We start from the raw sequence: 25,387 nt of genomic DNA, 5'->3' as shown, positions 1-25,387 counted from the left end.
CCGCTCTGCCCGATCGCCACCGGCGAATTCTTCTCACGGGTGCAGATAGACGTAGCCTTCCCGGGCCTGCAGTCGCGCCACCTCGGCGACGCCGGACGGGACGACCGTCGCCTCGAGAACCACCTTTTCCTTGGCAATGCCCCGCGCCACGAGGGTGTTGTTGCAGACGCGAAACTGAACGCCGCGGTTGGCAAGATCACCGATCGAGCCGGCGTACGACTGACCCTTGGTGTCCTTGGCACCTTCGAGCAGGAACTCGATGCCGGGGCCGTGGGCGACAACCACGATCTTCGCTGTCGGATCGGCGTCGAGGTGGTTCCGGATGTTGTTCATGGCTCGACTCGCCTGGGCCAATCCTTCGGACAGGTGGTAGACGACCTTGACCGGGCCATCCGCTGCAAAGGCGCCCGCCCACAGCGAGAGCCCGAGCACGAACAAGAGGGTGCGAATTGCCTTCATGGTGACTCCGAGAGTGATGGCTTGGCGGACTGTGGCTGGGCCGATGGCCTGATCGAACTCAGCGCCTCGCGTTCGACATTGAGGTAGGCCTGGTACGCGTTGCGGCGATTCGCCACATCGAACGCGGGCAGTCCCGAAAAACGGGACCAGTCGATGCGTCCATAGGCTGCATCGAAGTCCAGGCCATCGTCGAATGCAGCGGCGATCTGGTCCCTGAGGTAGACGAGGTAGTCGCGCGTGAGCGCCAGATCGGCGACGGCGTTCGTCGACTCCGGTCCGTGGCCGCCGACGACGATTCGGGGGTTGAACCGGAGCACCCGGTCGATGGCCTGGATCCAGGCGGACACGTCGGCATCGGCAACGAACGGGATCCGTCCCGTGAACATCAGATCACCGACGAACAGCACGCCGTCTTCTTCCACCATCATCATCAGGTCTTCCGGCGTATGGGCCGGCCCGGCATGCATGAGGCGGAACGTGAGGCCGCCCATCCTGAAGACGGTGTCGTTGCCGACGAACCGGTCCGGCACGACGATGCGGGTGAGGTCGTTCACCCACGGCAACAGCGATTGCCTGCGCTCCGCCAGGCGCGCGGCAGGCGCGTCGGTGGCCAGGTAGTCGCGCACGAGTTCATGCGCCCAGACATCGACGCCCGGCTTCTTGAACGCCTGCAGACCGTAGAAGTGATCGGCATGGTAGTGGCTGATGACGACACGCCGCACCGGTTGACTTGTCGTCTTCGCGATGAGATCCGCCAGGCGCTTTCCCAGCGCCGGTGTGCCCAGCGCGTCGAACACCACGACGCCCTCGGAGGTGACCACGAACCCCGCGTTGGAGTTGAACCCTTCGTTTGCGCTGGAAACCATCCCCGCCTGACCGAGCACGTAGTAGCTGTGTGGCGCGACTTGAGTGACCTGCATCGGCACGGCGACCGGCTCGAACTCGCTTGCCGCGGCGGCTGCAAGGTCGGGTCTCGCAAGGCTCCCGACGGCGACCGCCACGACCGCCATCAGTGACGAGCGCCATGCGAACAGGTGCATCACAGCCGCCCTACTTCGGGAGGTAGACCTTGCTGCGATCCATCTTGTAGGTCCATGGCAGACCGGCGTTCTTCCAGCCGTTGACGGTCCGCCTGCCGTCGCTCGACAGGTCGCCCTCGAACCCGTCGACCACCGAATACACGCGGGTGTAGCCAGAGTCGGCGAGCTGCTGATTGATGGCCCGGGAGGAGCGATCACCCGACCTGCACATCAGGATGATCACGTCGTCCTTGCCCAGGCCCTTCTCGGCCACGCGCCGCGCCAGTTCCGCCCCGAAGTCGCTGTTCGGCTCCAGCCTGTACGCACCGCGCTTGTCGTCGAACGCCAGTCCGATATCCGGCAGGTCGACGTAGGGAACGTTGGCGTCGGCGATCGTCGGCGCGCCCGTGAACATCACTTCCGCCTTGGTGCGGATATCCACGAACAGCGCCTTCGGACCCAGCTTCGCCTTGAGGGCCGCAGCTTCGGGCGCCGTGACGTAGAGGTTGAGCTTCGTGCGCTTCTCCTCGGGCAGTTGCGCCGCATCGACCGCGAGGGCACGAGGCGGAAGCATCGCGAGAAGAACGGCGAAGGACAGGCCGATCCAGGGGCGCAGACGGGTCGTGTTCATGGGGGTCTCGGGTTGCTCGGCAAGCGACTCAGGCGCGCGCGATTCCGGGGTTGCCGTCGACGCCGACCAGCCTGGGCTGATTGAGCACCGGCGCCTTGATGACTTTCTGGTCGCGCAGGTATTTCTCCACGACGTCCCAGATCGGCTCGCCCTTGGCGCCTTCGGCGACCGGAGCCCAGCCGGCCACCTTGTAGGTCTTGCCTGCGTCGATCGGCTTGCCCTTGAGCCGCATGTCGGAGATGCGCGACCCCGCCTTCTCGCCGGGCGTGCAGGTGTATTGCAGACCACCGATGCGAACCATGTCGCCGCCTTGCTGGTAGTACGGGTCCGGATTGAAGAGGTTGTCGGCCACGTCCTCGAGAATCGTCTTGATCGTCTCGCCGGTCATGTCGGTCAGCGTCGTGTACGGGTAGGTGATCGCGAGCTGATCCATCATGAGTTCGCGCGTGATCTTCTGGCCCGGCAGCAACGAGGTGCCCCAGCGGAAGCCGGGCGAGAACGCGATGTCAGCGCCCTTCACGTCCATCAACGCATCGACGATCAGCTGATCCCAGGTCCCGTTGAAGTTCCCGCGTCGGTACAGCAGGCCCTCGCTGACGGCCAGCGTCTCGCCCAACTTGTCTGCATACGGCGCGCGGACCTTGTCGATGTGCGCCTGCATTTCCTTGTCCGCCGGCAAGAGGTTCGAGAACACCGGCATCAGCTTGTAGCGGAAGTCTTGGACGCGCCCGTCGCGCACGTCGAGGTCGAGCACGCCGAGGAACTTGCCGTTCGATCCGGCGTTCGTCACCAGCGTCTGACCGCTGCGGTTCTTGACGACGACAGGCGCGGGCACGCCGTCATGCGTGTGTCCGCCCAGGATCGCGTCGATGCCGCTGACCCGAGAGGCCATCTTCAGGTCCACATCCATGCCGTTGTGCGAGAGCACGACGACGACCTTGGCGCCCTTGGCGCGAACTTCGTCGACGACCTTCTGCATGTTCTCGTCCTGGATGCCGAACGACCAGTCGGGTACCAGGTAGCGCGGGTTGGCAATCGGGGTGTAGGGAAACGCCTGCCCGATGACGGCCACCTGAACGCCGTTCATCTGCCGCATCGCGTAGGGCTCGAACACGGCATCGCCGAAGTCTGCAGTCTTGATGTTCTGCGCCAGGAACGCGATGCGGCCCTTGAAATCCTTCTCGACGATTTCCTGAACGCGCTTCGCCCCCAGCGTGAACTCCCAATGCGAGCTCATCATGTCGACGCCGAGCAACTTGCAGGCGTCGACCATGTCCTGACCGTTCGTCCACAGGGCCGTGGCCGAGCCCTGCCAGGTGTCACCGCCATCGAGCAGCAGCGCGTGCGGCCGGGTGGCGCGCACCTTCTTGACCAGCGTGGCCAGGTGCGCGAAGCCGCCCACCTTGCCGAAGGTCTGCGCGGCCCTCTCGAAGTCCAGGTACGTGAAGGCATGCGCCTTCGCCGAGCCCGGTGCAATCCCGAATTCCTTGAGCAGAGACTCACCAACGAGGTGCGGTGCCTTTCCGACGGCACCCGCCACGCCCAGGTTCACGCTGGGTTCGCGGAAATAGATCGGCATCAGCTGCGCATGGCAGTCGGTGAAGTGCATGAAGCTCACGTTGCCGTAGGCCGGCAGTTCGTAAAGCCGCTCCGACGCGCCGGCATCGGCAGCAAGCACCGCTCGATGTTCGAGGGTCATGCCGGCCGCCGAAGCCAGCGCGAGGATTTGCATGAAGTCGCGTCGACCGATATTCATCTGATTTTCCGTGGCGCAGCGCTGCGCCGACTCCTATTGGTTGACGGGCGACTTCGGGTCGAGCAGCAAGGCCATCACGTCCTGCATCTGCTTCTCGCTCAGCAGCTTCTCGTGCCCGAAACGCGGCATTCCCGAGCACGCGTTGTAGGCCTTGGCGTTGTAGAGCTTGCCCCAGGTGTACTGGACGATGGGTGCCGACACCGGGTCCGCCGGGTCCTTCACGCCGCGAAGCTTGCCGTAGTGGTAGAGACTCGGGCCCAGCGTGCCATAGGAGATCTCTGCCTTCGCCATCTGATGGCAGTTGTAGCAGTTGCCACCGTTGGCCGAACCGGCCGGATCGGACCACGTCATGCCGCGCCCGTTCTGGGCAAGCTTCTCGCCTTCCTTCCAGTCGCCCAGATAGCGGCCTGCCGCCGGTGGCTTGACGCCGGCGAGCGCCTCGGCTTCGAGCTTGCGCGCCACCTCGGGCGCTGGAGGCGTCGGCCCCGAGCACGCCTTCTGCACCGCGTCCTGGTCGAGGCGATCGAGCTTCGCCTGCCCCTGATCCCTGAACGAGGACTTGATCATGCTCAATGCGAGCTGGTCGTAGTCGACCGGCGCAGGCGTGGACGCACAGCCCGCCGCGATCACCACCGCTGCGGCGGCGAACGCCGTCACTACCCTGTACTTGATCGTCATGGATGTCTCCTCTCAGCGCTTCAACGCAGGTGCGATCGATGCAGCGCCCTGGGCAGTCACACCCATGTAGACGCCGAGGGCCACGGTGGCGTCGGAACCGTAGCCCGGGTAAGGAAAGCGTTGCTGCCTGAAGCAATCGTTCAGGCGCCGTTGCATGCCCCACAACTCACCGCTCGACACGCGGTACGCCGGCCACGCGCCGAAACCGGCTCCAGCGCCCTTGGCGGTCGTCAGGTCGGGCAGATCCTGCAAGCGGATCCGCTTGTCCTGCTGGCCATGGCACGAGGCACAGGCGAAGTCATAAGGACCGGCACGAAAGAAGAAGATGCGCTTGCCCGCTTCATACATGTTCCGTTCTTCGACGTGCGATTGCGGCACAGCGAACTTCAGGCCGGCGGACTCCGAGGAAATCCACGCCACCAGACTCTCGATGTTGGCTTGCTCACCCTTTCCGAACGGTGTCCTGGCGATCGCCGCGGCGTCAAGACCCTGAAGGTCCTGCATGCAGGTCAGCAGCCTCGACTCCAGGTCCTGGACCCGACCCGTGTCCTTGAAGTAGCGCGGAAGGGTCACGAAGGTCCCTTTGACAACGCCGGGGCCGAGGCCGAGGTCGCACTGCTGCAACGAGGCATTCTTGGGACCCCGCGCCTTCTTCCAAAGCTCCTCGCCCTTGGCTTCCCAAAGTTCGGCCGGGTTTCCGTCGGCCAGCAGGGCGCGGTACTGCGCAATGCCGTCGCTCGCAGTCTGCGCGGACGCGTGAGAGACGACGAGCAGCGCGGTGGCTGCGGCGAACAATACTTTCATTCTGAGTCTCCTGCGGCGATGCGAACGCCTTGTTGTAAGGACAAGCTGCGCAATCGCGTCTCGATCAGGCGATCGCGACTTCGTCGGTCCGGGTGTCGCCGGTGTTGTCCGTCCAGGTCACCGACACCTTGTCGCCCGCCTTGGCGCCCTTGAAGCGGAATTGAAGGTACGGGTTCTGCGAGATCGCCTGGCCCCACTTGGCCGTCATCACCGTCTTGCCGCCGCTCGAGGCCTTGACGTCGTTGATGTAGTGCGCCGGGATGATCTTGCCGGCGCTGTCCTTGCGCAGACCGGTTTCCATCGGATGCGACATCAATACACGAACGTCGGTCAGGCCGTCTTTCACTTGAGCGCGAATGCGCATCGGGTCACCCATGGTCTGTCTCCTGGTGAATGGTGTTGATATGGGAGCGAGTGGGTCAGCCGCCGCAGCCGCCGAGCGTGACCTTGGTCTCGCGAAAGGCCGAGTAGAGCTTGCCGTCAGCCTTGACGACGGCGTAGACGTTCGAGCTCTGGCCCATCTTGGTCCGCACCGACATGAAAGGCTCCGTGCCATCCGGAATGGTGAAGGTCGCGGTCAGCGGATTCGGATTCTTCTCGACCAGGATGTAGATCTCCTGCGTTTTGGGGATGTTGCTGGTCACGGCGACCGGCACCACCGCGCCGTTCTCTGCAATGTCCGGCGAGGTGATCACGATGTCCTTGCTGTCCACGGCTTTGCCGCCCAGGGCCTTGAGGGCGTCTTCCAGGGTCTTGGCATCGAAACCCGGAGCGTCTGCTGCCAGTGCTTGTTGCGTCGTCAGCATGCCGCAACTCACCAGCATGGCGAGCAAGCCGCCTTGCTTCAGGATGTCTCGTCTCGTGGTCGTCTTCATGTCAAGCCTCTCCTGGCGTTCGAAAGTTGATGTGCAAGGGAAATACATTCGGGAGCTTCGCGAGCTACTTGGCGGCGCCGGCGATCCACTGTGCGAGCGCCTTCGCATCCGCCTCGTTCAGTTGCGCCTGCTCGGGCATGGGGATCGGGCCCCACACGCCCTGTCCACCTTTGCGAATCTTCCCCGTCAGGTAGTCCACGATGTCGGCCCGCCCCGCATACTTCTTTGCCACAGCCTCGAAGGCAGGACCGACGATCTTGTTCGCCACGCCATGGCAGGCCGTGCACGAGTTCGCCTGTGCGAGGCCAAGCCCCGCGGAAGTTCCGCCCGCCCCCGGCGGCGTTGACGCAGCGGCCGGCGCGGCTGCGGGCGAGACCGCCTGCGCTGGCGCAGGGATCAGGACGCCGACCTTCTGTGTACGAGGGGGCGCGGCCGTGTCCGTACCGCGAGCCGGACCGAACGGCCTGACCTGCTCGGAGATGTTCCCGTTCGAGTTGCGTGCGTCGTCCGGCAGGGACGATCCGATCCTGCCTTCCACCGGACAGTCCTTCATGCACAGCGGATTGCTGACATCGCCCTTGCCGCGTACCTCCCACATGTCCTTGTAGAAGACCTTGCCGTTGCGATTGGGAAGGCGGTTCTGCACCTCGGCAATGTTCTTGTCGGACAGCGTGAAGTCGGCCGGCACGATCTCACCGAGGTTCAGGATGTACGCGAGCACGCCATAGACCTCGTCGGGCGTCAGCGACTTGGGCGCGTTCCACGGCATCGCGCGGTGGATGTAGTCCCACATCGAAGAGAGCTTCGAGACCTTCATCAGCGTGGTGCGATGCGGGTAGCCCGGGTGCGAAAGAAAGTAGGTGTGCCCGGTTTCGATGTCCTTCTTGGAGGTGCCGCCGACGATCGGCGTGAACACCGAGTTCGACTCGCCGAACGCGCCGTGGCAGGACGCGCACTTGCCGTCCCAGATGTCGGCCCCCATGCTGACGCTTCCGGCGCCCTTGGGGAGTCCCTTGAAGTCCCCGCGCACGTCGATGTCCCATGCCCTCACTTCGGCCGGCGTCGCCGTGCGACCGATCTGGTTCATGCCCGAACTGACCGCCGGATCGGCCCACGCCGAAGCAGAAAGGGTCAGCGCGAAGAAGACAGCCGTGCGGACCGGCGGGGCGACGAGGAATCCGAACTTCATGCGGTTGGCTCCGACCAGGCTCAGTACATCTGCACGTTGGAGACATCGCCTGTCTCCGCCACGCGCCACGATTGGATTGCGTTGTTGTGATAGATCGACCTCGTGCCTCGGACCGCGCGCAGCTGATTGATCTTCGGCTGCACATAGCCGGTGTCGTCCACGGCGCGGGACTGCAGGATCGCCGGCGATCCATCCCACTCCCAGTCGATGTTGAAGCGCGTCAGCGCCTTCGACAGGATCGGCCCTTCCAGCCGCGCCGTCCGCCAGTTGCGACCGCCATCGACGCTCACGTCGACCCGCTTGACCTTGCCGCGACCCGACCATGCCAGACCGGTGATGTTGTAGAAGCCCTTGTCGAGCAAGGTCTGCGATCCCGATGGTGTCGTGATGACCGACTTGCACTCCTGCACCGACGTGAACTGTCGGTACATGCCGTTCGGCATCAGGTCGACATAGTGGATCTCTTCGTCTTTCGTGAAGAACGGTTGATCGCCGACCTCGATGCGCCGCAGGTACTTGACCCAGCTGACGCCTTGAACACCGGGGACGACAAGGCGCAACGGGTAACCGTTCTCGGGTCGAAGCATTTCGCCGTTCATGCCCCACGCGACGATCGCGTCATCGAGCGCGTTCGCCATCGGGATGGTGCGCGTCATCGACGATCCGTCGGCTCCCTCGGCCAGCAGATACCGGCCCACCTTCGTGTCCGCACCGCAGATCTCGAGCAAGGTCGACAGCTTGACGCCCGTGAACTCGGAGCAGGAGATCATGCCGTGGGTGTATTGCACGCTCGGGACCGCCGAGTTGCCCCACTCCATCGCACTGTTGGCCCCGCATTCGATGAAGTGGATCCGCGACACCGAGGGCAGCCGCATCAAGTCGTCCATCGTGAACACGCGCGGTTCGCGTACCAGCCCATTGAGCATCAGACGATGCTGCGAGGGATCGATGTCCCACCACCCCTGATGGTGCCGCTCGAAGTGAAGTCCGCTCGGCGTGATGATGCCGAAAAGCGACTGCAACGGGCAGAACGACACCGATGCCTGGGGCACCTGCGTCAACCCCGGGCTCTGTCGACGCTGGATGTTCTTCTCCCACTTCGACGGATTGCCATAGCCGGTCGCAGCGACCGGCTGACCCAGCCCCGTCGAGTGCGGCGGAAGTTGCAGGATGGCTGGATCGCCGTCGCCGACAGCCGGGGCCGCGAGCGCCGATTTCGCGCCGACAGCACCGGCGCCCATGGCGAGGGCCTTGCCCATGAAGCTGCGCCGAGCCTTGCGCGCCTCCTCCAGCAGTGCCGGCGACAACTGCCCTTCGGGCGCCTTCAGGATGCGTCCCGACATCTTCGTCTCGTGACTCGACATGTACTGTCTCCGCAGGGGTCTGAGACCCGAACCGATGCGCTGCTCAGCGCAACTCTTCGATCAGCTCTTTGAAACTTCGCTTGAGCACCTTGTTGCCGTCCAGCTCGCCCGACACCCTGACGCAGACTGTTCGGCAGATCTCCGTCAGCGTGGCGTCCGAGACCGCGTAAAAGGCCATCGCGCCGTCCCGACGACGCTTCAACGCGCCAGCCTGGTACATCATGTTCAGGTGCCTGGACACGTTCGTCTGAGTCATCCCGGTCTCTTCGACGATCTGGCCCACCGACCGCTCCTGCTGACAGATGGAGTGCAGGATGCGCAGCCGAGCCGGCTCAGCCAATATCGAGAAGTAGCGGGCCACCGACTCGAACACCTCACTCATCTCGTCCATGACATTGGCCCCCAACCTTCAGCGATGCGTGATCGTATGCGCACCGGCGCATGTACGCATAGGTGTTTTCACTCACTTTGCGAGGAGAGGGACATCGCGGCTGCAGAGTTTGAGCAACTCGCACAGGCGATCCAGTCTTTCACGCGACTTCTTCGGCGCGTATCTGGATCAGCGCATACAGGCGGCTTCAAGAGCGCTTGCATGAGCGCTGAGCGCCGGTCGCGGTGAAGGCGCGCCGGCCCCTGTGGAGGCTCGTCGACGCGGTGAGTGGCCAGCCCGGAGGGACTCGAACCCCCGACATCCGACTTAGAAGGTCGGTGCTCTATCCAGTTGAGCTACGGGCTGGTGGAGGGGGCTGCTGAGAGCCGGAGAAAAGATGGTCGGGGCGGCGGGATTCGAACTCGCGACCTACTGGTCCCAAACCAGTTGCGCTACCAGGCTGCGCTACGCCCCGAACTCACGGATTGTACTCAGTGCGCCGCTGCCGCCGAGGGCGCGGGCAGCATCAGCTGTCTCGATACCGCCACGCATTGCTGGATGTGCTGCTCGGCGACGAACTTCAGCGACGAGAACGTCAGCGCGGCGGACACGGCCTGGCCGGCGATCGGTACGTACTTGGCGGCTTGCTGGGTCGTCAGGCGCACGCCGACGAGTTTCAGCAATTTCATGATCAGTTCGCGCGTGACGAGCCGGCCCACCAGCATGCCGCTGCCGGCCGAGATCGCCTTGTAGACGACGACCCGGCGGTCCGGGGCGAGGCGCTCGATCTGCTCGGGCGTCAGGCCGAAGGCGCGGTTGATGTCGGGGATCAGCTTCATCAGCACGGCGACGTCGGTCACCCAGTCCACGCCCGGGATCGGCACCATCGAGACACCCGCCGCGACGGCCGCGCGCTTGGTGACCAGGCGTCGGCACTGCTTCACGACGGCGTCGATCTCGGCCGGTGAGTCGGGCACGACGACCCAGTCGGCGGGCACGGTGCGGTCGGGGCGGGACATCGGGTTGCTCCGGCCTCAGCTCGAGGTCGGCCCCTTGAGCTTGCTGACGATGAACAGCAGCACGATCGCGCCGACGATCGAGGCGATGAAGCCGGCCGGCTGGCCATCGGTGTACCAGCCCATCGCCTTGCCGGCGAAACCCGCGAGGAACGAGCCGGCGATGCCCAGCACCGCCGTCAGGATGATGCCCAGGCTCTGCGTGCCGGGCAGGATGGCCCGTGCGATCAGCCCGACGACGAACCCGATGATTGCCATCCACACGTAACTCATGCACCGCTCCTTCAGAGAAATTACGTACCGCCTCGGACGCCCCTTGCGCCCGACCCGCGGCACCGCGGCCCCAATGTAGCGCAAGGTGCGTGCCGGAGATGACAGCGTCCTTCCTCAGGAAGCCAGCTGCGTCCACGCCTTCTCGAGCCGCTTGACGCTGACCGGCTGCGGCGTGCGCAGCTCCTGCGCGAACAGGCTGACGCGCAGTTCCTCGAGCAGCCAGCGGAATTCGTCGAGACGAGCATCGGCCACGCCCTTGCGCTCCGCCAGATGGCGCCAGTAGCGCGATTCGATCGGCCGCAACTCGGCCAGGCGCTGCGCATCGCGGGCGGGGTCGGCGCGCTGCTTGTCCAGGCGCATCACGATCGCCTTCAGGTAGCGCGGCAGGTGCGCCAGCTGCGCCCACGGTGTGTCGGCGACGAAGCGCTTCGGGACGAGCCGGCCGAGTTGCGCGGTGATGTCGTCGGTGACGTCCTTGGGCGCGCGCGCGTCTTTCAGCTTGCGCAGTGCCGCGGTGTGTTCGAGCAGGACCGTGCCGGCACTGCGCGCGACCTCGTTCGCGATCAGCGTCAGGCGGCCGCGCCCGTTCTCGATCGTGCGCGCGAACGCCGCGGCGTCGGTCGGCAGCGCGTCGGCGAGGAAGGCGCGGTCGAGCGCGACATCGATGATCTGGTCGCGCAGTTCGTCGGCGCTGCCCTGGCTGACGAGCAGGTACGCGACGCTCATCTTCTGCAGGTCGGGGATGTTCCTTTCGAGGTACTTCAGCGCGTCCCTGATCTGCAGCGCGATCAGCCGGCGCAGCCCGGCGCGGTGCTTGCGCGCGGCCACATCGGGCTCGTCGAACACCTCGATCTCGACATGCGTGGCCTTGTCGATCAGCGCCGGAAAGCCGATCAGCGACTGGCCGGCCTTGCGGATCTCCATCAGCTCGGGGAGCTCGCCGAAGGTCCAGGCGGTGTATTTCTCTGCCGCCACGCTCGGCGCCTCGGCACGCGCCGGCTTGATGATCGCCGCGACATTTCTGCCCTGTGGTGCCGGTGCCGGTGGCGCGGCCGGCGCGTCCAGCTTCAGCGCGGCAAGCGCCTGGAACGCCGAGCGCGCCTGCCCGCCGAGCTCCGCCTTCAACGCCGCCAAGTTGCGCCCGGTGCCGAGCTGGCGGCCGTGCTCGTCGTTGATGCGGAAGTTCATCAACAGGTGAGGCGGCACCTGCTCCAGCTTGAAATCGGCGCGCTTGATGTCGAGCTGCGTCCTGTCGCGCACGTGCTTCAACAGCACGTCGAGCAGGCTGCCGGTGCCGAACTCGACCGCCTCGACGAACGCCTGCGCGTAGTCGGGCAGCGGCACCAGCCGCGAGCGCGGCCGCTGGTGCAGCGTCTTGACCAGCGCGAGCACCTTGTCCTTCAGCATGCCGGGCACCAGCCACTCGCAGCGCTCGTCGTTGACCTGGTTCAGCGAGTAGATCGGCACCGCGACGGTCACGCCGTCCTTCGGGTCGCCCGGCGCGTGCAGGTAGGTGGCGCTGCAATCGACGCCGCCGAGGCGGATCGTCTTCGGGAACGCGCTGGTCGTGATGCCGGCGGCCTCGTGGCGCATCAGTTCCTCGCGCGTCAACAGCAGCAGCCGCGGCTGGCGCTTGACCTCCTCGCGGTACCAACGCTCCATCGAATGGCCGCTGCAGACGTCCGCCGGCAGCTGCGCGTCGTAGAACGCGTGGATCAATTCGTCGTCGACCAGCACGTCCTGACGACGCGACTTGTGCTCCAGCTCCTCGACCTGCGCGATCAGCTTGCGGTTGGCGGCGACGAACGGCAGCTTCGTCTCCCATTCGCCGGCCACCAGCGCCTCGCGGATGAAGATCTCGCGCGCGGCGACCGGATCGACATTGCCGAAGTTGATGCGCCGGTTGCTGTAGATCACGATGCCGTACAGCGTCGCGCGCTCCAGCGCGATCACCTCGGCCGCCTTCTTCTCCCAGTGAGGCTCGAGCAGCTGCTTCTTGATCACGTGGGCGCCGATGCGCTCCAGCCACTGCGGCTCGATCGCCGCGATGCTGCGGCCGAACAGCCGCGTCGTCTCGACCAGCTCGGCCGCGACGATCCAGCGGCCCGGCTTCTTAGACAGGTTCGCGCCCGGGTGCTTGTAGAAGCGGATGCCGCGCGCGCCGAGGTACCAGTCCTCGTCCTCGCTCTTGCAGCCGATGTTGCCGAGCAGGCCGGCGAGCATCGACAGGTGGATCTGCTCATAGGTGGCCGGCGCGCCGTTCAGCCGCCACTTGTGCTCGGCCACCACCGTGTGCAGCTGCGAGTGGATGTCACGCCATTCGCGCACCCGGCGCGGCGAGATGAAGTTGTCGCGCAGCAGCTGCTCCTGCTTGCGTTGCGACACCTTGTGCTCCCCCTGCCCGCCCTTCGCGTCCTCGAGCCACTTCCACAGCTTGAGGTCACCGATGAACTCCGAACGCTCGTCGTCGAACTTCTTGTGCGCCGCATCGGCCGCCTGCTGGTGCTCGAGCGGCCGGTCGCGCACCTCCTGCACGCTGAATGCGGCGGCGATGATCAGCACCTCGGTCAGCGCATCGCGGGTGCGCGCCTCCAGGATCATGCGGCCGACGCGCGGGTCGAGCGGCAGGCGCGCGAGCTCGCGGCCGATCGGCGTCAGCTCGTTGAAATCGTCGACCGCACCGAGCTCGGCGAGCAGTTGATAACCGTCGGCGATCGCGCGCCTCGGCGGCGGCTCGAGGAACGGGAAGTCCTCGACCGTGCCGAGGTTGAGCGACTTCATCCGCAGAATCACCCCGGCCAGCGACGAGCGCAGGATCTCGGGGTCGCTGAACTTAGGACGGCCGGCGAATTCCTTTTCGTCGTAGAGGCGGATGCAGATGCCGTCGCTGACCCGGCCGCATCGCCCTGCCCGCTGATTGGCGGCGGCCTGGCTGATGGGCTCGACCAGCAGCTGCTCGACCTTGTTGCGGTAGCTGTAGCGCTTGACCCGCGCGGTGCCGGCGTCGATCACGAACTGGATGCCCGGCACCGTCAGCGAGGTCTCCGCGACGTTGGTCGCGAGCACGATGCGGCGCGCGCTGTGCGGCTCGAAGATCTGGTCCTGCTCCTGTTGGCTCAGGCGCGCGAACAAGGGCACGACCTCCACACCCGGCGGGTGGTGCTTGCGCAGGTGGTCGGCGGCCTCGCGGATCTCGCGCTCGCCGGGCAGGAACACCAGCACGTCGCCGCTGCCAGCGGGGCCGGAGGACCCGCTCCCAGTCCCTCGCCAGAGTTCGTCGACGGCGTCGCAAATCGCGTCGTTCAGGTCGTACTCGCGGCTTTCCTCGAAAGGCCGCCAGCGTTGCTCGACCGGGAACAGGCGGCCCGAGACCTGGATGACCGGCGCCGGCCCGTCCTTCGACGCGAAGTGATTCGCGAACCGGTCGGCATCGATCGTCGCCGAGGTCACCACGATCTTCAGGTCGGGCCGGCGCGGCAGGATCTGCCGCAGGTGACCGAGCAGGAAGTCGATGTTCAGGCTGCGTTCGTGCGCCTCGTCGATGATGATCGTGTCGTAGGCGCGCAGCAAAGGGTCGGTCTGCGTCTCGGCGAGCAGGATGCCGTCGGTCATGAGCTTGACGCTGGCGCCGGGCTGCAGCCGGTCCTGGAAGCGCACCTTGAAGCCGACGATCTCGCCCAGCGGCGTCTTCAACTCCTCGGCGATGCGCTTGGCCACGCTCGACGCCGCGATCCGCCGCGGCTGGGTGTGGCCGATCAGCTTGCCGGTATTCGCCTTGCCGCGGCCGAGTTCGAGCGCGATCTTCGGCAGCTGGGTGGTCTTGCCCGAACCGGTCTCGCCGCAGACGATGACGACCTGGTGCGCCGCCAGCGCGCGCGCGATCTCGTCGCGCCGCGCCGAGACGGGCAGCGACTCCGGATAGGTGATGGGCGGCAGCGCATTGGCCGGGCGCGGCCCGGCAGCGACAGCGGGCGCGGGGTGGGCCTGGTGATTCGACATGCAGGCCGGATTATCGGAGATGCGGCGTGGGCGCGGACCGCCTTCCCCGCCTCGCCGCCGCGTGCGCTGGCGGCGCCGCTCGTCAGGCGCCGGGCATCGCGTAGGTGATGACGTTCAGCGTCGCTCCCTGGGGGTCCGCGATGACCGCGAAACGGCCCACCGACCGGATGTCCGCCGGCGGCATCGTCACCTTGCCGCCGAGCGCGACGACCTGCCGCACCAGCGCGTCCACGTCGGCCACCGTCACGTACGGCACCCAGGTCGGACGCAGGCCATCAGCTCGCACCAGCTGAACGCCCCCGGGGTCTGGAATGCATCCATGAGCAGGCTCCGTTGAACGAGTCCCCGATGCTGCGCCGCCGGGCGCAGCGCGTCAACGCGCCTACAGCGTCGTCCAGCCGTTGGAGACGGCGATCTTCAACAGGTCGCTCGGCGAATCGACGCCGAGCTTGCGCCGCAGGCTCAGGCGGTGCGTCTCGACGGTCCGCACGCTGATGTCCAGCTCGCGCGCGACAAGCTTGTTGCTTTTGCCGTGCGCGAGCAGCAGCAACACCTCGTGCTCGCGGGCGGTCAGCTGCGGCGCGCTGTTGGCGCCGGGCTGCAGCACCAGGTCGGAGATCTGCGCGCTGAAGTAGTTGCCGCCGGCGCAGACGGCACTGATGGCCGACAGGATCTCCTCGGTCGGCGATTCCTTCAGCACGTAGCCGCGCGCGCCGGCGCGCATCGCGCTGAGCACGTACTCGCGGTTGTCGTACATGCTCAGCATCAGCACGCGGATCGCGGGATGCCGTGCCCGCAGGTGCGTGGCGAGTTCGATCCCGTTCATGCCGCGCATGCCGACGTCGACCAGCATCAGGTCGGGCGCGAGGCGCGCGGCCAGCGCCAGCGCCTCGTCGCCGCTGGCCGCCTCGCCGATCACCTCGAGGCCGGCGACCACCGCCAGCCGCGCGCGCAGCCCGTCGCGCACCAGCGAGTGGTCGTCGACGATGACGAGACGAACCGTCGGCTGGGTCATGCGACGGCGGTGAGCGGGAAGCTGGCGGTCAGCGCGGTGTGCCCCGGGTGCGAGATCAGCTGGAAGGTGCCGCCGTTGCGCTCGACCCGCTCGCGCATGTTGGTCAGGCCGATCCCGCGGTCGCGGCTCTGCTCGATGTTCTTGACGTCGAAGCCGACGCCGTCGTCGGTGATGCGCAGCTCGAGCCGGTCGCCGGCGTCGTCGAGCCGGATGTCGATGTGCTTGGCCTGCGCATGCCGCTCGACATTGCGCAGCGCCTCCTGCGCGACCCGGAACAGGCTCACCGCCTGCAGTTCGGGCAGCCGCTCCTCGTGCACCTGCGGCGAGACGCGCACCTCCAGCCCGCTGCGCTGCGCCAGCTCGTTGCCGATGTGCTCCAGCGCGGCCGGCAGGCCGAGGTCGTCGAGCAGCGCCGGGCGCAGGTCGTGCGAGATCCGGCGCACCTCGCCGATCGCCTTCGACAACGCCGAGATCTCCCGGTCGATCGCGGTCACCGGCGCGTCGCCCGGGTGCGCGAGGCGGTGGCCGACGAGTTCGAACTGGTACTTGATCGACACCAGCAGCTGGCAGATGTGATCGTGCAATTCGCGCGACACGCGCGCCCGCTCCTCCTCCTGCGAACTGACGACGCGGTGCGCCAGCGCCTTGAGCTTGCGGTCGGCCTGGCGTTGCTCGCTGATGTTGAGCGCCAGGCCGCCGGCGAACACCGCCAGCGCGGCGATCACCGCCACCGCTGCGAGCCCGACCAGCGTCTGGCGCACGCTCGCCAGCAGGTTGCCACGCAGCCTTGCGGCCGCGGCGTCGACGTCGTCCAGGTAGATTCCGGTGCCGAGCATCCAGCCCCAGCGCGGCAGGTAGACCGAGTAACCGAGCTTGCGCTCGATCTTGCCGGTCGACGGCTTGGGCCACAGATAGCGCTGGAACCCGCCGCCCTCCTTGGCGCGGGCGATCAGCTCGCGGATCACGTAGGTGCCGTCGGCATCGCGCATGTCCCACAGGTTGGTGCCGACGAGTTCGGGCTGGCGCGGATGCACCAGGTTCAGGCCGTCGTCGGCGTAGGCGTAGAAGTAGCCGTCGTCGCCGAAGTTCATGCTGGACAGGATCGCCTTGGCCTGCTCCTTGGCGGCCTGGTCGTCGCGGCCGGCGCCGTACAGGTGATCGATCGAGGTCAGCGCCAGCGCGATGTAGCTGTGCAGTTCCTCGCGCTTGGTGCTGAGCAGGACGTCTTCGAGCACCTGGGCCTGCTGGCGCTCCAGGCGCTGCGTTTCCACCACCAGCAGCCCGCCGATCACGGCGATCGCGAGCAGCAGCGGGGCCACCGCCAGCATCAGGATCTTCGCCTTCAGTTTCATATGCAAGATTGTGCTGCGGCGCGGCGACGGGCGCGGTGCTCGGGTCTTCCCTTATGCAGAACTACGCAGTGCACCCTAGCAGTGATGCGCATGCACGATCTTGCACGCACCCCGGATAATTACAGCGCGCTGCAGTCCGGCCGCGGCCGGTGCAGCTTGTCCAAATCAACCCGCTGGAGACAACCGAATGATGCGTTTCACCAAGATTGCCACTGCCGTCGCCCTGGCGTCGATGGCCTCGCTCGCCGTCGCTGCCGATCCGATCAAGATCGGCGTCGACGGTCCGTTCACCGGCGGCTCGTCGTCGATGGGTGTCAGCATGCGCGACGGCGTGCGCCTGGCCGCCAAGGAGATCAACGATGCCGGCGGCGTGCTCGGCCGTAAGATCGAGCTGGTCGAGCGTGACGACGAGGCCAAGAACGAGCGCGGCGTGCAGATCGCCCAGGAACTCGTGAACAAGGAAAAAGTTGTCGCGGTCGTCGGCTACATCAACACCGGCGTCGCGCTGGCGTCGCAGCGCTTCTTCCAGGAAGCAAAGATCCCGGTGATGAACAACGTCGCGACCGGCTCGATCATCACCCAGCAGTTCGCCAAGGAGCCGGAGAACTACGTGTTCCGCAACGCGGCGCACGACAGCATCCAGGCCCCGATGATCGTGGAAGAGGCGATCACCCGCCGCGGCTTCAAGAAGGTCGCGATCCTGGCCGACTCGACCAACTACGGCCAGCTCGGCCGTGAAGACCTCGAGAAGGCGCTGTCGGCCAAGGGCGTGAAGCCGGTCGCGGTCGAGAAGTTCAACATCAAGGACGTCGACATGACGGCCCAGCTGCTGAAGGCCAAGGAAGCCGGCGCCGAAGCGGTGCTGACCTACGGCATCGGCCCCGAGCTGGCGCAGATCGCCAACGGCATGACCAAACTCGGCTGGAAGGTCCCGCTGATCGGCTCGTGGACGCTGTCGATGGCCAACTACATCGACAACGCCGGCCCCGGCGGCGAAGGCGCGCGCATGCCGCAGACCTTCATCCAGGAACCGACCAACCCGAAGCGCCAGTCGTTCATCATCAACTACCTGAAGACCTTCAACCCGAAGAACGCGCGCATGGACTCGCCGGTCTCGGCGGCCCAGGGCTACGACTCGGTCTACCTGCTCGCCGCGGCGATCAAGCAGGCCGGCAGCAGCGAAGGCCCGAAGATCAAGGCCGCTCTGGAAGACCTGAAGACGCCAGTCGAGGGCGTGGTCACGACCTACAACAAGCCGTTCTCGAAGGCCGACCATGACGCGATCACCGCGAACATTCCGGTCTTCGGCGAGGTCAAGGGCGGCAAGGTGGTCTACGCCTACCCTGAAGACCAGAAGAAGGCTTCCGTCGTCCAAGTGAAGAAGTAAGCTCCGCTTCCGGCTTCCCGCCGCCCCGGGCCCCTCGGCCCGCGGCGGCGTCTTCTTGTGCCCATGCCGGCCTCGCCCGGAGAGTCTCATCATGCAAATCCTGACCCAACTGATCTTCTCCGGCATCGCGCTGGGGATGATCTACGCCGTCATCGCGTTCGGCTACCAGCTGACCTTCGCGACCAGCGACACCCTGAACTTCGGCCAGGGCGACGCGCTGATGCTCGGCGCGCTGGTCGGCCTGACGCTGGTCGGCCTCGGCGTGAACTACTGGCTGATGATTCCGCTGGTGTGCCTGTTCGGCGCATTCCAGGGCGCGGTCGTCGAGCGCATCGGCGTGCGGCCGGCGATCAAGATCAAGAGCGAGTTCGGCTGGATCATGTCGACGATCGCGCTGGGCATCATCTTCAAGAACGTGGCCGAGAACGTCTGGGGCCGCGACGACCTGAAGTTCCCGTCGCCGCTGCCGGAGTCGCCGCTGAAGTTCCTCGGCGCCAACGTGCTGCCGATGGAAATTCTGGTCGTCGTCGGCGCGGTGCTGATGATGCTGGCGGTCGAGGTCTTCAACCGCAAGTCGATCTACGGCAAGGCCGTGGTCGCGACCTTCAACGACCGCGACGCCGCCAAGCTGATGGGCATCAACACGGGCCTGGTGATCACGTTCTCGTATGCGCTGTCGTCGATGAGCGCGGCCTTCGCCGGCGTGCTGATCGCGCCGCTGACGCTGACCGGCGCGACGATGGGCGCGGTGCTCGGCTTGAAAGCCTTCGCGGTCGCGATCATCGGCGGCCTGACCAGCGGCATGGGCATCATCGTCGGCGGGATCATCCTCGGCATCGCCGAGACGACCACCGGCTTCTACATCAGCACCGGCTACAAGGACGTGCCAGGCCTGGTGCTGCTGCTGATCGTGCTCGCGGTGCGTCCGCAGGGCCTGTTCGGCAAGAGCGTCATCAAGAAGGTCTGAACGTCATGAAGCGCTCCCACCTCCTCCTGTCGATCGTCGCGATCGCCGCGTTGCTGCTGTTCCCGGTCGGGATCACCAACGCGTACTACATCCACCTGCTCGAAACGATCATGATCTACGCGATCCTGCTCTTCGGGCTGGACATCGTGGTCGGATACACCGGGCAGGTCTCGCTCGGCCACGCGGGTCTGTTCGGCGTCGGCGCCTACACCGCCGGCGTGCTGGTGACCAAGCTCGGGGCGCCGTTGCTGGTCGCGCTGATCGCCTCGATCGGCGTCACCGCGGTATTCGGCGCGATCCTCGCGTTGCCGGCGCTGCGCGTGACCGGTCCATACCTCGCGATGGTGACGCTGGCGTTCGGCACGATCGTGCAGATCCTGATCAACGAGATGACCTTCCTGACCGGCGGGCCGATGGGCATCACGCTCTCCAAGCCACCGCTGTTCGGCCACAAACTCGACGAGCGCGAGTTCTACTGGGTCGTCGCGGTGATGCTGGTGCTGTCGCTGATCGTCGTGCACCGCATCCTGCGCTCGCACCTCGGGCGCGCATTCGAGGCGCTGCGCGGCAGCCCGGTCGCGTCCGACTGCATGGGCGTGTCGGTCTACCGCTACAAGGTCTACGCGTTCGTGATCAGCGCCGGCTTCGCAGGGCTCGCCGGTAGCCTGTATGCGTATTCCGAGCAGTACATTTCGCCGAACTCGTACAACTTCGAGCTGACCGTGCTGTTCCTGCTCGCGGTGATCATGGGCGGGCGCAAGAGCCGCATCGGCTCGATGCTCGGCGCGGCCATCATCGTGCTGCTGCCCAAGCTGCTGGACGACGTGGAGATGTTCCGCTACGTGTCGGTCGGCCTGGCGGTGCTGGTCGCAGTCGTCGCGGTGATCGGCATCCAGCGCGGCCGGCTGACGGCCAAGCAGATGGCGATCCCGGTCGTCGGCAGCATCGCGCTGGCGGCACTGTCGTTCTGGCTCAAGACGATGACCGACTGGCGACTGTCGATCTTCGGCGTGATCATGCTGTTCGTCGTGTACTACCTGCAGGACGGCATCGTCGGCTTCGTCCGCAACGCGCTCAACATCAAGCGCCAGAAGCCCGATGCGCAGGCCGCGAACGCCCCGCTGGTCGGCGGCGACGCGGTCTCGAACGCGGCCAGGACGGACACCGGCGGCGAGATCCTCACCGCCAAGGGCGTGCTGATGCAGTTCGGCGGCCTGAAGGCGCTGAACAACGTCGACCTCAGCATCAAGCGCGGCACGATCCACGGCCTGATCGGGCCCAACGGCTCGGGCAAGAGCACGATGATGAACGTGCTGACCGGCATCTACGTGCCGACCGCCGGCGCGATCTCGTTCGCCGGCAATTCGGTGGTCGGGCGCACTTCTTCCGACATCGCGCTGTCGGGCATCGCCCGCACGTTCCAGAACGTGCAGCTGTTCGGCGAGATGACGGCGCTGCAGAACGTGCAGGTCGGCCTGCACCACACCTTCGACAGCAACCTGCTCGACGTGGCCGTGCACACGCCGCGCTACCTGCGCGAGAGCAAGGCCGCCACCGACCGCGCGATGGGACTGCTGCAGTTCGTCGGCCTGGCCGACCTGGCGTTCGAGGAGGCGCGCAACCTGCCCTACGGCAAGCAGCGCCTGCTCGAGATCGCCCGCGCGCTGGCGCTCGACCCGCAGCTGCTGCTGCTCGACGAGCCCGCCGCCGGCCTGACCGCGCCGGACATCAAGGAGCTGATCAGCTTCATCCGCAAGATCCGCGACCACGGCATCACCGTGATCCTGATCGAGCACCACATGGACGTGGTGATGAGCATGTGCGACACGGTCTCGGTGCTCGACTTCGGCCAGAAGATCGCCGAAGGCAACGCCGCGCAGGTGCAGGCGGACGAGAAGGTCATCGAGGCTTACCTCGGCGGCACGGCTGCTTAAGGACACATCATGCTGACCATCAACAATCTGTTCGCCGGCTACGGCAAGGTGCAAGTGCTGCACGGCGTCTCGATCGAGGTGCCCAAGGGCAAGGTCGTCACGCTGATCGGCTCGAACGGTGCCGGCAAGACGACGACGATGCGGGCGGTGTCCGGGATGATCGCGCCGACCGCGGGCGAGATCACGCTGAACGGCAAGCGCATCGACGGCCTCGAGTCTTTCCACATCGCCAAGCTCGGCCTGGCGCATTCGCCGGAAGGCCGGCGCGTCTTCGCGACGATGACCGTGACTGACAACCTGACGCTCGGCGCCTTCCCGCGCCTGACCGGCAGCCGGCCCAAGGGCGACGTCAAGGCCGACCTGGAGCGCGCGCTGGAACTGTTCCCGCGCCTGAAGGAGCGGCGCGAGCAGCTCGCCGGCACGCTTTCGGGCGGCGAGCAGCAGATGCTCGCGATGGCACGCGCGGTGATGCTGAACCCCGAGGTCGTGCTGCTCGACGAACCGTCGATGGGCCTCGCGCCGATCCTGGTCGCCGAGGTCTTCAAGATCATCGCGCGGCTGAAGAGCGAGGGCGTGACGATGTTGCTGGTCGAGCAGTTCGCGTCGGCTGCGCTCGGCGTCGCCGACTATGGCTACGTGCTCGAGAACGGCCGCATCTCGGTGCACGGCGCGGCCGAGAAGCTGCGCGACGACCCGGCCGTGAAGGCCGCGTATCTCGGCGGCGGCGGCAGTCACTGACGCCAGCGGTGTCGCGGCCTAAGATGGCCGCATGACCCTGCTCGTCGAATCGATCTGGCGGGACGCGGGCCTGCCGGCGGACGCGCTCTCCCATCTTGACTTGCGGGGCGCCGAACCCGCCCTGCCCTCGTCGTTCGCGGTCGGCACGGCCGCGCAGGCCTCACTGGCCGCCGCCGCGCTGGCCGCCGTGGAGATCGGCCGCTCTCGCCATGGCGTTCACCAGCGCGTGGCGGTCGACATGCGGCGGGCTGCGCTCGAATGCGCCTGCCGCTTCACGCTCGATGGTCGGGTGCCCGAGCTGTGGGACCCGATCGCCGGGCTGTATCGCTGCGGCAGCGGCTGGGTCCGACTGCACACGAATTTCGCGCACCACCGCGACGGCGTGCTGCGCCTGCTCGGCCTGCCGCCGGGGCCCGACACGCCGCGTGCCGAGGTGGCGGCCGCGCTGCGCGAGCGCGACGCGCACGCGTTCGAGGAGCAGGCGGCGGACGCCAAGCTCGTGGTCGCAGCATTGCGCAGCGTCGACGAGTGGGATCGTCATCCGCAAAGCGCCGCGGTGGCCGCGCACCCGCTGGTCGAGATCGAGCGGATCGGCGATGCGCCGCCAGTGCCGTGGCCGCAACTGGCGCGCGACGCGTCCCCGCTGGCCGGCTTGCGCGTGCTCGACCTGACCCGCATCCTCGCCGGTCCCGCCGGCGGCCGCACGCTGGCCGCCTAGGTGCCGACGTGATGCTGGTCAACGCGCCGCATCTGCCGAACATCGAGGCCATCGCCGACACCAGCCGCGGCAAGCTGTCGGCGCTCGCCGACCTGCGCGAGCCCGCCGGGCGCGAGGCCTTGGCCGCCGTCGTTCGCGACGTCCACGTCTTCATCCAGGGCTACCGCCCCGGGGGCCTCGCGGCCCTCGGCTTCGGGCCGGCGGAGCTCGCGGCGCTGCGCCCGGGCATCGTCGTCGTCTCGTTGTCGGCCTACGGCGAGACCGGGCAGTGGGGCGGACGGCGTGGCTTCGACTCGCTGGTGCAGAGCGCCACCGGCTTCAACCTGGCCGAAGCGATGGCGGCCGGCGCACCGGAACCGAAGGCGCTGCCGGTGCAGATCCTCGACATGGCGACCGGCTTCCTGATCGCCTTCGGCGCGCAGGCCGCACTGCTGCGCCAGCAGCGCGAAGGCGGCAGCTGGCGGGTGCGCGTGTCGCTCGCCCGCACGGGACTGTGGTTGCGCAGCCTGGGTCGTGTGGCGAACGGATTCGACGCGCCGCCGCCGGACTTCAGCGGGTTGATGGAAACGACCTCGTCCGGCTGGGGCGACCTCACGGCGATGCGCCACGCCGCCGAGTTCTCGCACACCCCGGCGCGCTGGCGCCGACCCTCGGTGCGGCCCGGCACCGATCCGCTCGCCTGGCCTGCACCTTGAGCGAGCCCCCGAGCCGGCCGGGTACCGGCACGCGTGACAGAATCGCGTCCGCCATCCCCTCCAGTGAGTGCCGCGCGCCGTGAGTCTCGTCTTTCCCCACACCTTCGTGCCCTGGTTCCGCGCCGTGGCGCCGCACATCCATGCGTACCACGGCAAGACCTTCGTCGTCGCGATCACCGGTGAGCTGATCGCCGCGGGCAAGCTGAGCTCGTTCGCCCAGGACCTGGCGATCCTGCACGCGATGGGCATCAAGCTGGTGCTGGTGCACGGCTTCCGGCCGCAGGTCAACGAGCAGTTGCGCTCGAAGGGGCACGAGGCGCGCTACAGCCACGGGCTGCGCATCACCGATGCCGTCGCGCTCGACTCGGCTCAGGAGGCCGCGGGTCAGTTGCGCTTCGAGATCGAGGCCGCGTTCTCGCAGGGCTTGCCGAACACGCCGATGGCGAACGCGATCGTGCGGGTGATCTCGGGCAACTTCTTGACCGCGCGGCCGGTGGGCATCGTCGACGGCGTCGACTTCATCCACAGCGGCGTCGTGCGCAAGGTCGACGGCGCGGCGATCCGCAAGGCGATCGACACCGGCGCGATGGTGCTGCTGTCGCCGTTCGGGTTCTCGCCGACCGGCGAGGCCTTCAACCTGACGATGGAAGACGTGGCCACCAGCACCGCGATCGCGCTGCAGGCGGACAAGCTGCTGTTCATCACCGAGGTGCCGGGCATCCACGAGGACATGAACGATGCCGAGAGCCCGATCGACACCGAGCTCGCGCTCGCCGATGCCGAGCGCCTGCTGACCAGCCTGCCGCGGCCCGAGAAGCCGACTGATCCGGCCTTCTACCTGCAGCACTGCGTGCGCGCCTGCCGCGGCGGCGTGGAGCGTTCGCACATCCTGCCGTTCGCGATGGACGGGGCGCTGCTGATGGAGGTGTTCACCCACGACGGCATCGGCACGATGGTGGTCGACGAGAAGCTCGAGAGCCTGCGCGAGGCGACCTCCGACGACATCGGCGGCGTGCTGCAGCTGATCGAGCCGTTCGAGCAGGACGGCACGCTGGTCAAGCGCAGCCGCACCGAGATCGAACGCGACATCGGTCACTACACCGTGATCGAGCACGACGGCGTGATCTTCGGCTGCGCCGCGCTCTACCCCTATCCGGAAGCCCGGACCGCCGAGATGGCCGCGTTGACCGTGTCGCCGCAGGTGCAAAGCCAGGGCGACGGCGAACGGATTCTCAAGCGCGTCGAGCAACGCGCCAAGGCCATGGGGCTGGACAGTATCTTCGTGCTCACGACGCGCACGATGCACTGGTTCATCAAGCGCGGCTTCAATCAGGTCGATCCGGATTGGCTGCCCGAAGCGCGCAAACGCAAATACAACTGGGATCGGCGCTCGCAGGTGCTGGTCAAGAAACTCGGCTGAGGCAAGGAGAAAACTGATGGCCCGAATCGTTCAATGCATTTATCTCAAGAAGGAAGCCGAGGGCATGGATTACGCCCCCTACCCGGGCGAACTCGGCAAGAGAATCTACAACCAGGTCAGCAAGGAAGCGTGGCAGGCCTGGATGAAGCACCAGACCATGCTGGTGAACGAGAACCGCCTGAATCTCGCGGACCAGCGTGCCCGACAATATCTCGCCCGGCAAATGGAGAATTTCTTCTTCGGCGGCGGCGTCGAACAACCCGCCGGGTATGTGCCGCCGACCGGCGCTTGAATACGCGCTGGCCCGTCGAATAGAATATTCCGGTAAATCACAATACCCCGGGGGTTCGGTATGGCCACGCTGCAGGAACTGATCGCACAGAAGGAAGCGCTCGAAGCCGAGATTGCTCGGACCCGCGAGAAAACCCGCAGCGATGCGATCGCGCAAGTCCGCGCGCTGATGGAAGAACACCGCCTGACCATCAGCGATCTGTCGACGCGGGCCGTCGTCAAGACCCGCGCCGGCAAGGGCGCGAAAGTCGCCGCCAAGTACCGCGATGCCGCCACCGGCGACACCTGGAGCGGCCGGGGCCTGCAGCCCAAGTGGCTGAAGGCAGCGGTCGCTGCGGGGCGCAAGCTGTCCGACTTCGCCATCTAGCGCGCGCCCTCGGTCATGACCACCTAAAGCCACCAGTCGGTGGCTTTTCTTTTGGTCCGCGGCAGATCGT

At 66.6% G+C, this 25,387-nt stretch carries 24 protein-coding genes, 2 tRNA genes and 1 pseudogene; 8 read left to right on the top strand and 19 right to left on the bottom strand.

The genetic code is table 11. The features are described 5' to 3' along the window. Nucleotides 1–33 precede the first annotated feature (33 nt). The 19 genes from ASC76_RS17520 to ASC76_RS17435 form a co-directional block, all read right to left on the bottom strand. Nucleotides 34–459: a DsrE family protein gene (locus ASC76_RS17520; RefSeq protein ID WP_056469214.1), complete on the bottom strand. Its 426-nt coding sequence runs from the start codon at nucleotides 457–459 to the stop codon at nucleotides 34–36. Then, nucleotides 456–1,499, bottom strand: a complete 1,044-nt coding sequence (locus ASC76_RS17515; RefSeq protein WP_235580500.1) for an MBL fold metallo-hydrolase — start codon at nucleotides 1,497–1,499, stop codon at nucleotides 456–458. Before ASC76_RS17515 ends, ASC76_RS17520 begins: the two co-directional genes overlap by 4 nt. A gap of 10 nt (nucleotides 1,500–1,509) precedes the next feature. Further along, nucleotides 1,510–2,109, bottom strand: a complete 600-nt coding sequence (locus ASC76_RS17510) for a rhodanese-like domain-containing protein (RefSeq protein ID WP_056469209.1) — start codon at nucleotides 2,107–2,109, stop codon at nucleotides 1,510–1,512. Nucleotides 2,110–2,137: 28 nt separating this feature from the next. Then, complete coding sequence (gene soxB, locus ASC76_RS17505; RefSeq protein ID WP_056469207.1) at nucleotides 2,138–3,865, bottom strand: thiosulfohydrolase SoxB; 1,728 nt, start codon at nucleotides 3,863–3,865, stop codon at nucleotides 2,138–2,140. Between the two features lie 33 nt (nucleotides 3,866–3,898). Next, nucleotides 3,899–4,543, bottom strand: coding sequence for a sulfur oxidation c-type cytochrome SoxX (gene soxX / locus ASC76_RS17500; RefSeq protein ID WP_056469205.1), 645 nt, complete (start codon nucleotides 4,541–4,543; stop codon nucleotides 3,899–3,901). Between the two features lie 12 nt (nucleotides 4,544–4,555). Continuing rightward, nucleotides 4,556–5,347 carry a sulfur oxidation c-type cytochrome SoxA gene (gene soxA, locus ASC76_RS17495; protein ID WP_056469202.1) on the bottom strand — a complete coding sequence of 264 codons (792 nt, stop codon included), beginning with the start codon at nucleotides 5,345–5,347 and terminating at the stop codon, nucleotides 4,556–4,558. A gap of 64 nt (nucleotides 5,348–5,411) precedes the next feature. Continuing rightward, the gene (soxZ, locus tag ASC76_RS17490; RefSeq protein ID WP_056469199.1) at nucleotides 5,412–5,723 is read right to left on the bottom strand and encodes a thiosulfate oxidation carrier complex protein SoxZ; all 312 of its coding nucleotides are present in this window, start codon (nucleotides 5,721–5,723) and stop codon (nucleotides 5,412–5,414) included. A 43-nt stretch (nucleotides 5,724–5,766) separates the two neighbouring features. Next, nucleotides 5,767–6,222, bottom strand: a complete 456-nt coding sequence (gene soxY, locus ASC76_RS17485; protein WP_056469195.1) for a thiosulfate oxidation carrier protein SoxY — start codon at nucleotides 6,220–6,222, stop codon at nucleotides 5,767–5,769. Between the two features lie 64 nt (nucleotides 6,223–6,286). Continuing rightward, nucleotides 6,287–7,411 carry a c-type cytochrome gene (locus ASC76_RS17480; RefSeq protein ID WP_056469192.1) on the bottom strand — a complete coding sequence of 375 codons (1,125 nt, stop codon included), beginning with the start codon at nucleotides 7,409–7,411 and terminating at the stop codon, nucleotides 6,287–6,289. A gap of 20 nt (nucleotides 7,412–7,431) precedes the next feature. After that, nucleotides 7,432–8,754: a sulfite dehydrogenase gene (gene soxC / locus ASC76_RS17475; protein ID WP_235580499.1), complete on the bottom strand. Its 1,323-nt coding sequence runs from the start codon at nucleotides 8,752–8,754 to the stop codon at nucleotides 7,432–7,434. A 64-nt stretch (nucleotides 8,755–8,818) separates the two neighbouring features. Next, nucleotides 8,819–9,166, bottom strand: coding sequence for a helix-turn-helix transcriptional regulator (locus ASC76_RS17470; protein ID WP_056469186.1), 348 nt, complete (start codon nucleotides 9,164–9,166; stop codon nucleotides 8,819–8,821). 268 nt (nucleotides 9,167–9,434) lie between these two features. After that, nucleotides 9,435–9,511 (bottom strand) — tRNA-Arg (locus ASC76_RS17465). 32 nt (nucleotides 9,512–9,543) lie between these two features. Next, nucleotides 9,544–9,620 (bottom strand) — tRNA-Pro (locus tag ASC76_RS17460). A gap of 16 nt (nucleotides 9,621–9,636) precedes the next feature. Further along, nucleotides 9,637–10,164: a hypothetical protein gene (locus ASC76_RS17455; RefSeq protein ID WP_056469183.1), complete on the bottom strand. Its 528-nt coding sequence runs from the start codon at nucleotides 10,162–10,164 to the stop codon at nucleotides 9,637–9,639. A gap of 15 nt (nucleotides 10,165–10,179) precedes the next feature. After that, entirely contained in the window at nucleotides 10,180–10,434 is a 255-nt protein-coding gene (locus ASC76_RS17450; RefSeq protein WP_056469179.1) for a GlsB/YeaQ/YmgE family stress response membrane protein, read from the bottom strand. Between the two features lie 114 nt (nucleotides 10,435–10,548). Next, a complete protein-coding gene (gene hrpA, locus ASC76_RS17445) occupies nucleotides 10,549–14,433 on the bottom strand; it encodes an ATP-dependent RNA helicase HrpA (RefSeq protein ID WP_056469176.1) in 3,885 nt (1,294 codons plus the stop codon). Nucleotides 14,434–14,515: 82 nt separating this feature from the next. Further along, nucleotides 14,516–14,719, bottom strand: a complete 204-nt coding sequence (locus ASC76_RS25455) for a VOC family protein (RefSeq protein WP_157615772.1) — start codon at nucleotides 14,717–14,719, stop codon at nucleotides 14,516–14,518. 96 nt (nucleotides 14,720–14,815) lie between these two features. Continuing rightward, complete coding sequence (locus ASC76_RS17440) at nucleotides 14,816–15,448, bottom strand: response regulator transcription factor (protein ID WP_056469173.1); 633 nt, start codon at nucleotides 15,446–15,448, stop codon at nucleotides 14,816–14,818. Further along, a complete protein-coding gene (locus ASC76_RS17435; RefSeq protein ID WP_056469171.1) occupies nucleotides 15,445–16,800 on the bottom strand; it encodes a cache domain-containing protein in 1,356 nt (451 codons plus the stop codon). The genes ASC76_RS17440 and ASC76_RS17435 overlap by 4 nt, the downstream gene beginning before the upstream one ends. Nucleotides 16,801–16,987: 187 nt before the next feature. On the opposite strand from ASC76_RS17435, the gene ASC76_RS17430 reads away from it, so the two are divergent. The 8 genes and pseudogenes from ASC76_RS17430 (at nucleotide 16,988) to ASC76_RS17395 (ending at nucleotide 25,317) form a co-directional block, all read left to right on the top strand. Further along, the gene (locus ASC76_RS17430) at nucleotides 16,988–18,187 is read left to right on the top strand and encodes an ABC transporter substrate-binding protein (protein WP_056469169.1); all 1,200 of its coding nucleotides are present in this window, start codon (nucleotides 16,988–16,990) and stop codon (nucleotides 18,185–18,187) included. Between the two features lie 91 nt (nucleotides 18,188–18,278). Further along, nucleotides 18,279–19,154, top strand: a complete 876-nt coding sequence (locus ASC76_RS17425) for a branched-chain amino acid ABC transporter permease (protein ID WP_056469168.1) — start codon at nucleotides 18,279–18,281, stop codon at nucleotides 19,152–19,154. Nucleotides 19,155–19,159: 5 nt separating this feature from the next. Beyond that, a complete protein-coding gene (locus tag ASC76_RS17420) occupies nucleotides 19,160–21,088 on the top strand; it encodes an ATP-binding cassette domain-containing protein (RefSeq protein WP_056469158.1) in 1,929 nt (642 codons plus the stop codon). Nucleotides 21,089–21,097: 9 nt separating this feature from the next. After that, nucleotides 21,098–21,826 carry an ABC transporter ATP-binding protein gene (locus ASC76_RS17415; protein ID WP_056469155.1) on the top strand — a complete coding sequence of 243 codons (729 nt, stop codon included), beginning with the start codon at nucleotides 21,098–21,100 and terminating at the stop codon, nucleotides 21,824–21,826. Nucleotides 21,827–21,857: 31 nt separating this feature from the next. Further along, nucleotides 21,858–23,239: pseudogene (locus ASC76_RS17410) on the top strand (CoA transferase). Between the two features lie 79 nt (nucleotides 23,240–23,318). After that, nucleotides 23,319–24,659, top strand: a complete 1,341-nt coding sequence (gene argA, locus ASC76_RS17405) for an amino-acid N-acetyltransferase (protein WP_056471032.1) — start codon at nucleotides 23,319–23,321, stop codon at nucleotides 24,657–24,659. Nucleotides 24,660–24,675: 16 nt separating this feature from the next. Continuing rightward, on the top strand, nucleotides 24,676–24,951 hold the full coding sequence (locus tag ASC76_RS17400; RefSeq protein WP_056469151.1) for an oxidative damage protection protein: 276 nt from the start codon (nucleotides 24,676–24,678) through the stop codon (nucleotides 24,949–24,951). A gap of 60 nt (nucleotides 24,952–25,011) precedes the next feature. Further along, entirely contained in the window at nucleotides 25,012–25,317 is a 306-nt protein-coding gene (locus tag ASC76_RS17395; protein WP_056469147.1) for an H-NS family nucleoid-associated regulatory protein, read from the top strand. Nucleotides 25,318–25,387: the final 70 nt, after the last annotated feature.

It is taken from the genome of Rhizobacter sp. Root404, assembly GCF_001425865.1.
In the GTDB taxonomy this organism is placed as follows: domain Bacteria; phylum Pseudomonadota; class Gammaproteobacteria; order Burkholderiales; family Burkholderiaceae_C; genus LMDS01.
Note: the sequence above shows the minus strand (reverse complement) of the source record. Positions and strands in the feature narration are given on the sequence as shown.

What these genes read in the sequence shown, in the direction of transcription:
- soxX (WP_056469205.1), bottom strand. Translation starts at nt 4,543, where the DNA reads ATGACGATCAAGTACAGGGTAGTGACGGCGTTCGCCGCCGCAGCGGTG.
- ASC76_RS17400 (WP_056469151.1), top strand. Translation starts at nt 24,676, where the DNA reads ATGGCCCGAATCGTTCAATGCATTTATCTCAAGAAGGAAGCCGAGGGC.
- ASC76_RS17455 (WP_056469183.1), bottom strand. Translation starts at nt 10,164, where the DNA reads ATGTCCCGCCCCGACCGCACCGTGCCCGCCGACTGGGTCGTCGTGCCC.
- ASC76_RS17510 (WP_056469209.1), bottom strand. Translation starts at nt 2,109, where the DNA reads ATGAACACGACCCGTCTGCGCCCCTGGATCGGCCTGTCCTTCGCCGTT.
- soxC (WP_235580499.1), bottom strand. Translation starts at nt 8,754, where the DNA reads ATGTCGGGACGCATCCTGAAGGCGCCCGAAGGGCAGTTGTCGCCGGCA.
- ASC76_RS17420 (WP_056469158.1), top strand. Translation starts at nt 19,160, where the DNA reads ATGAAGCGCTCCCACCTCCTCCTGTCGATCGTCGCGATCGCCGCGTTG.
- ASC76_RS17395 (WP_056469147.1), top strand. Translation starts at nt 25,012, where the DNA reads ATGGCCACGCTGCAGGAACTGATCGCACAGAAGGAAGCGCTCGAAGCC.
- soxY (WP_056469195.1), bottom strand. Translation starts at nt 6,222, where the DNA reads ATGAAGACGACCACGAGACGAGACATCCTGAAGCAAGGCGGCTTGCTC.
- soxB (WP_056469207.1), bottom strand. Translation starts at nt 3,865, where the DNA reads ATGAATATCGGTCGACGCGACTTCATGCAAATCCTCGCGCTGGCTTCG.
- hrpA (WP_056469176.1), bottom strand. Translation starts at nt 14,433, where the DNA reads ATGTCGAATCACCAGGCCCACCCCGCGCCCGCTGTCGCTGCCGGGCCG.
- ASC76_RS17520 (WP_056469214.1), bottom strand. Translation starts at nt 459, where the DNA reads ATGAAGGCAATTCGCACCCTCTTGTTCGTGCTCGGGCTCTCGCTGTGG.
- ASC76_RS17425 (WP_056469168.1), top strand. Translation starts at nt 18,279, where the DNA reads ATGCAAATCCTGACCCAACTGATCTTCTCCGGCATCGCGCTGGGGATG.
- ASC76_RS17435 (WP_056469171.1), bottom strand. Translation starts at nt 16,800, where the DNA reads ATGAAACTGAAGGCGAAGATCCTGATGCTGGCGGTGGCCCCGCTGCTG.
- ASC76_RS17430 (WP_056469169.1), top strand. Translation starts at nt 16,988, where the DNA reads ATGATGCGTTTCACCAAGATTGCCACTGCCGTCGCCCTGGCGTCGATG.
- ASC76_RS17415 (WP_056469155.1), top strand. Translation starts at nt 21,098, where the DNA reads ATGCTGACCATCAACAATCTGTTCGCCGGCTACGGCAAGGTGCAAGTG.
- ASC76_RS17450 (WP_056469179.1), bottom strand. Translation starts at nt 10,434, where the DNA reads ATGAGTTACGTGTGGATGGCAATCATCGGGTTCGTCGTCGGGCTGATC.
- ASC76_RS17440 (WP_056469173.1), bottom strand. Translation starts at nt 15,448, where the DNA reads ATGACCCAGCCGACGGTTCGTCTCGTCATCGTCGACGACCACTCGCTG.
- ASC76_RS17470 (WP_056469186.1), bottom strand. Translation starts at nt 9,166, where the DNA reads ATGGACGAGATGAGTGAGGTGTTCGAGTCGGTGGCCCGCTACTTCTCG.
- ASC76_RS17480 (WP_056469192.1), bottom strand. Translation starts at nt 7,411, where the DNA reads ATGAAGTTCGGATTCCTCGTCGCCCCGCCGGTCCGCACGGCTGTCTTC.
- ASC76_RS17515 (WP_235580500.1), bottom strand. Translation starts at nt 1,499, where the DNA reads ATGCACCTGTTCGCATGGCGCTCGTCACTGATGGCGGTCGTGGCGGTC.
- soxA (WP_056469202.1), bottom strand. Translation starts at nt 5,347, where the DNA reads ATGAAAGTATTGTTCGCCGCAGCCACCGCGCTGCTCGTCGTCTCTCAC.
- soxZ (WP_056469199.1), bottom strand. Translation starts at nt 5,723, where the DNA reads ATGGGTGACCCGATGCGCATTCGCGCTCAAGTGAAAGACGGCCTGACC.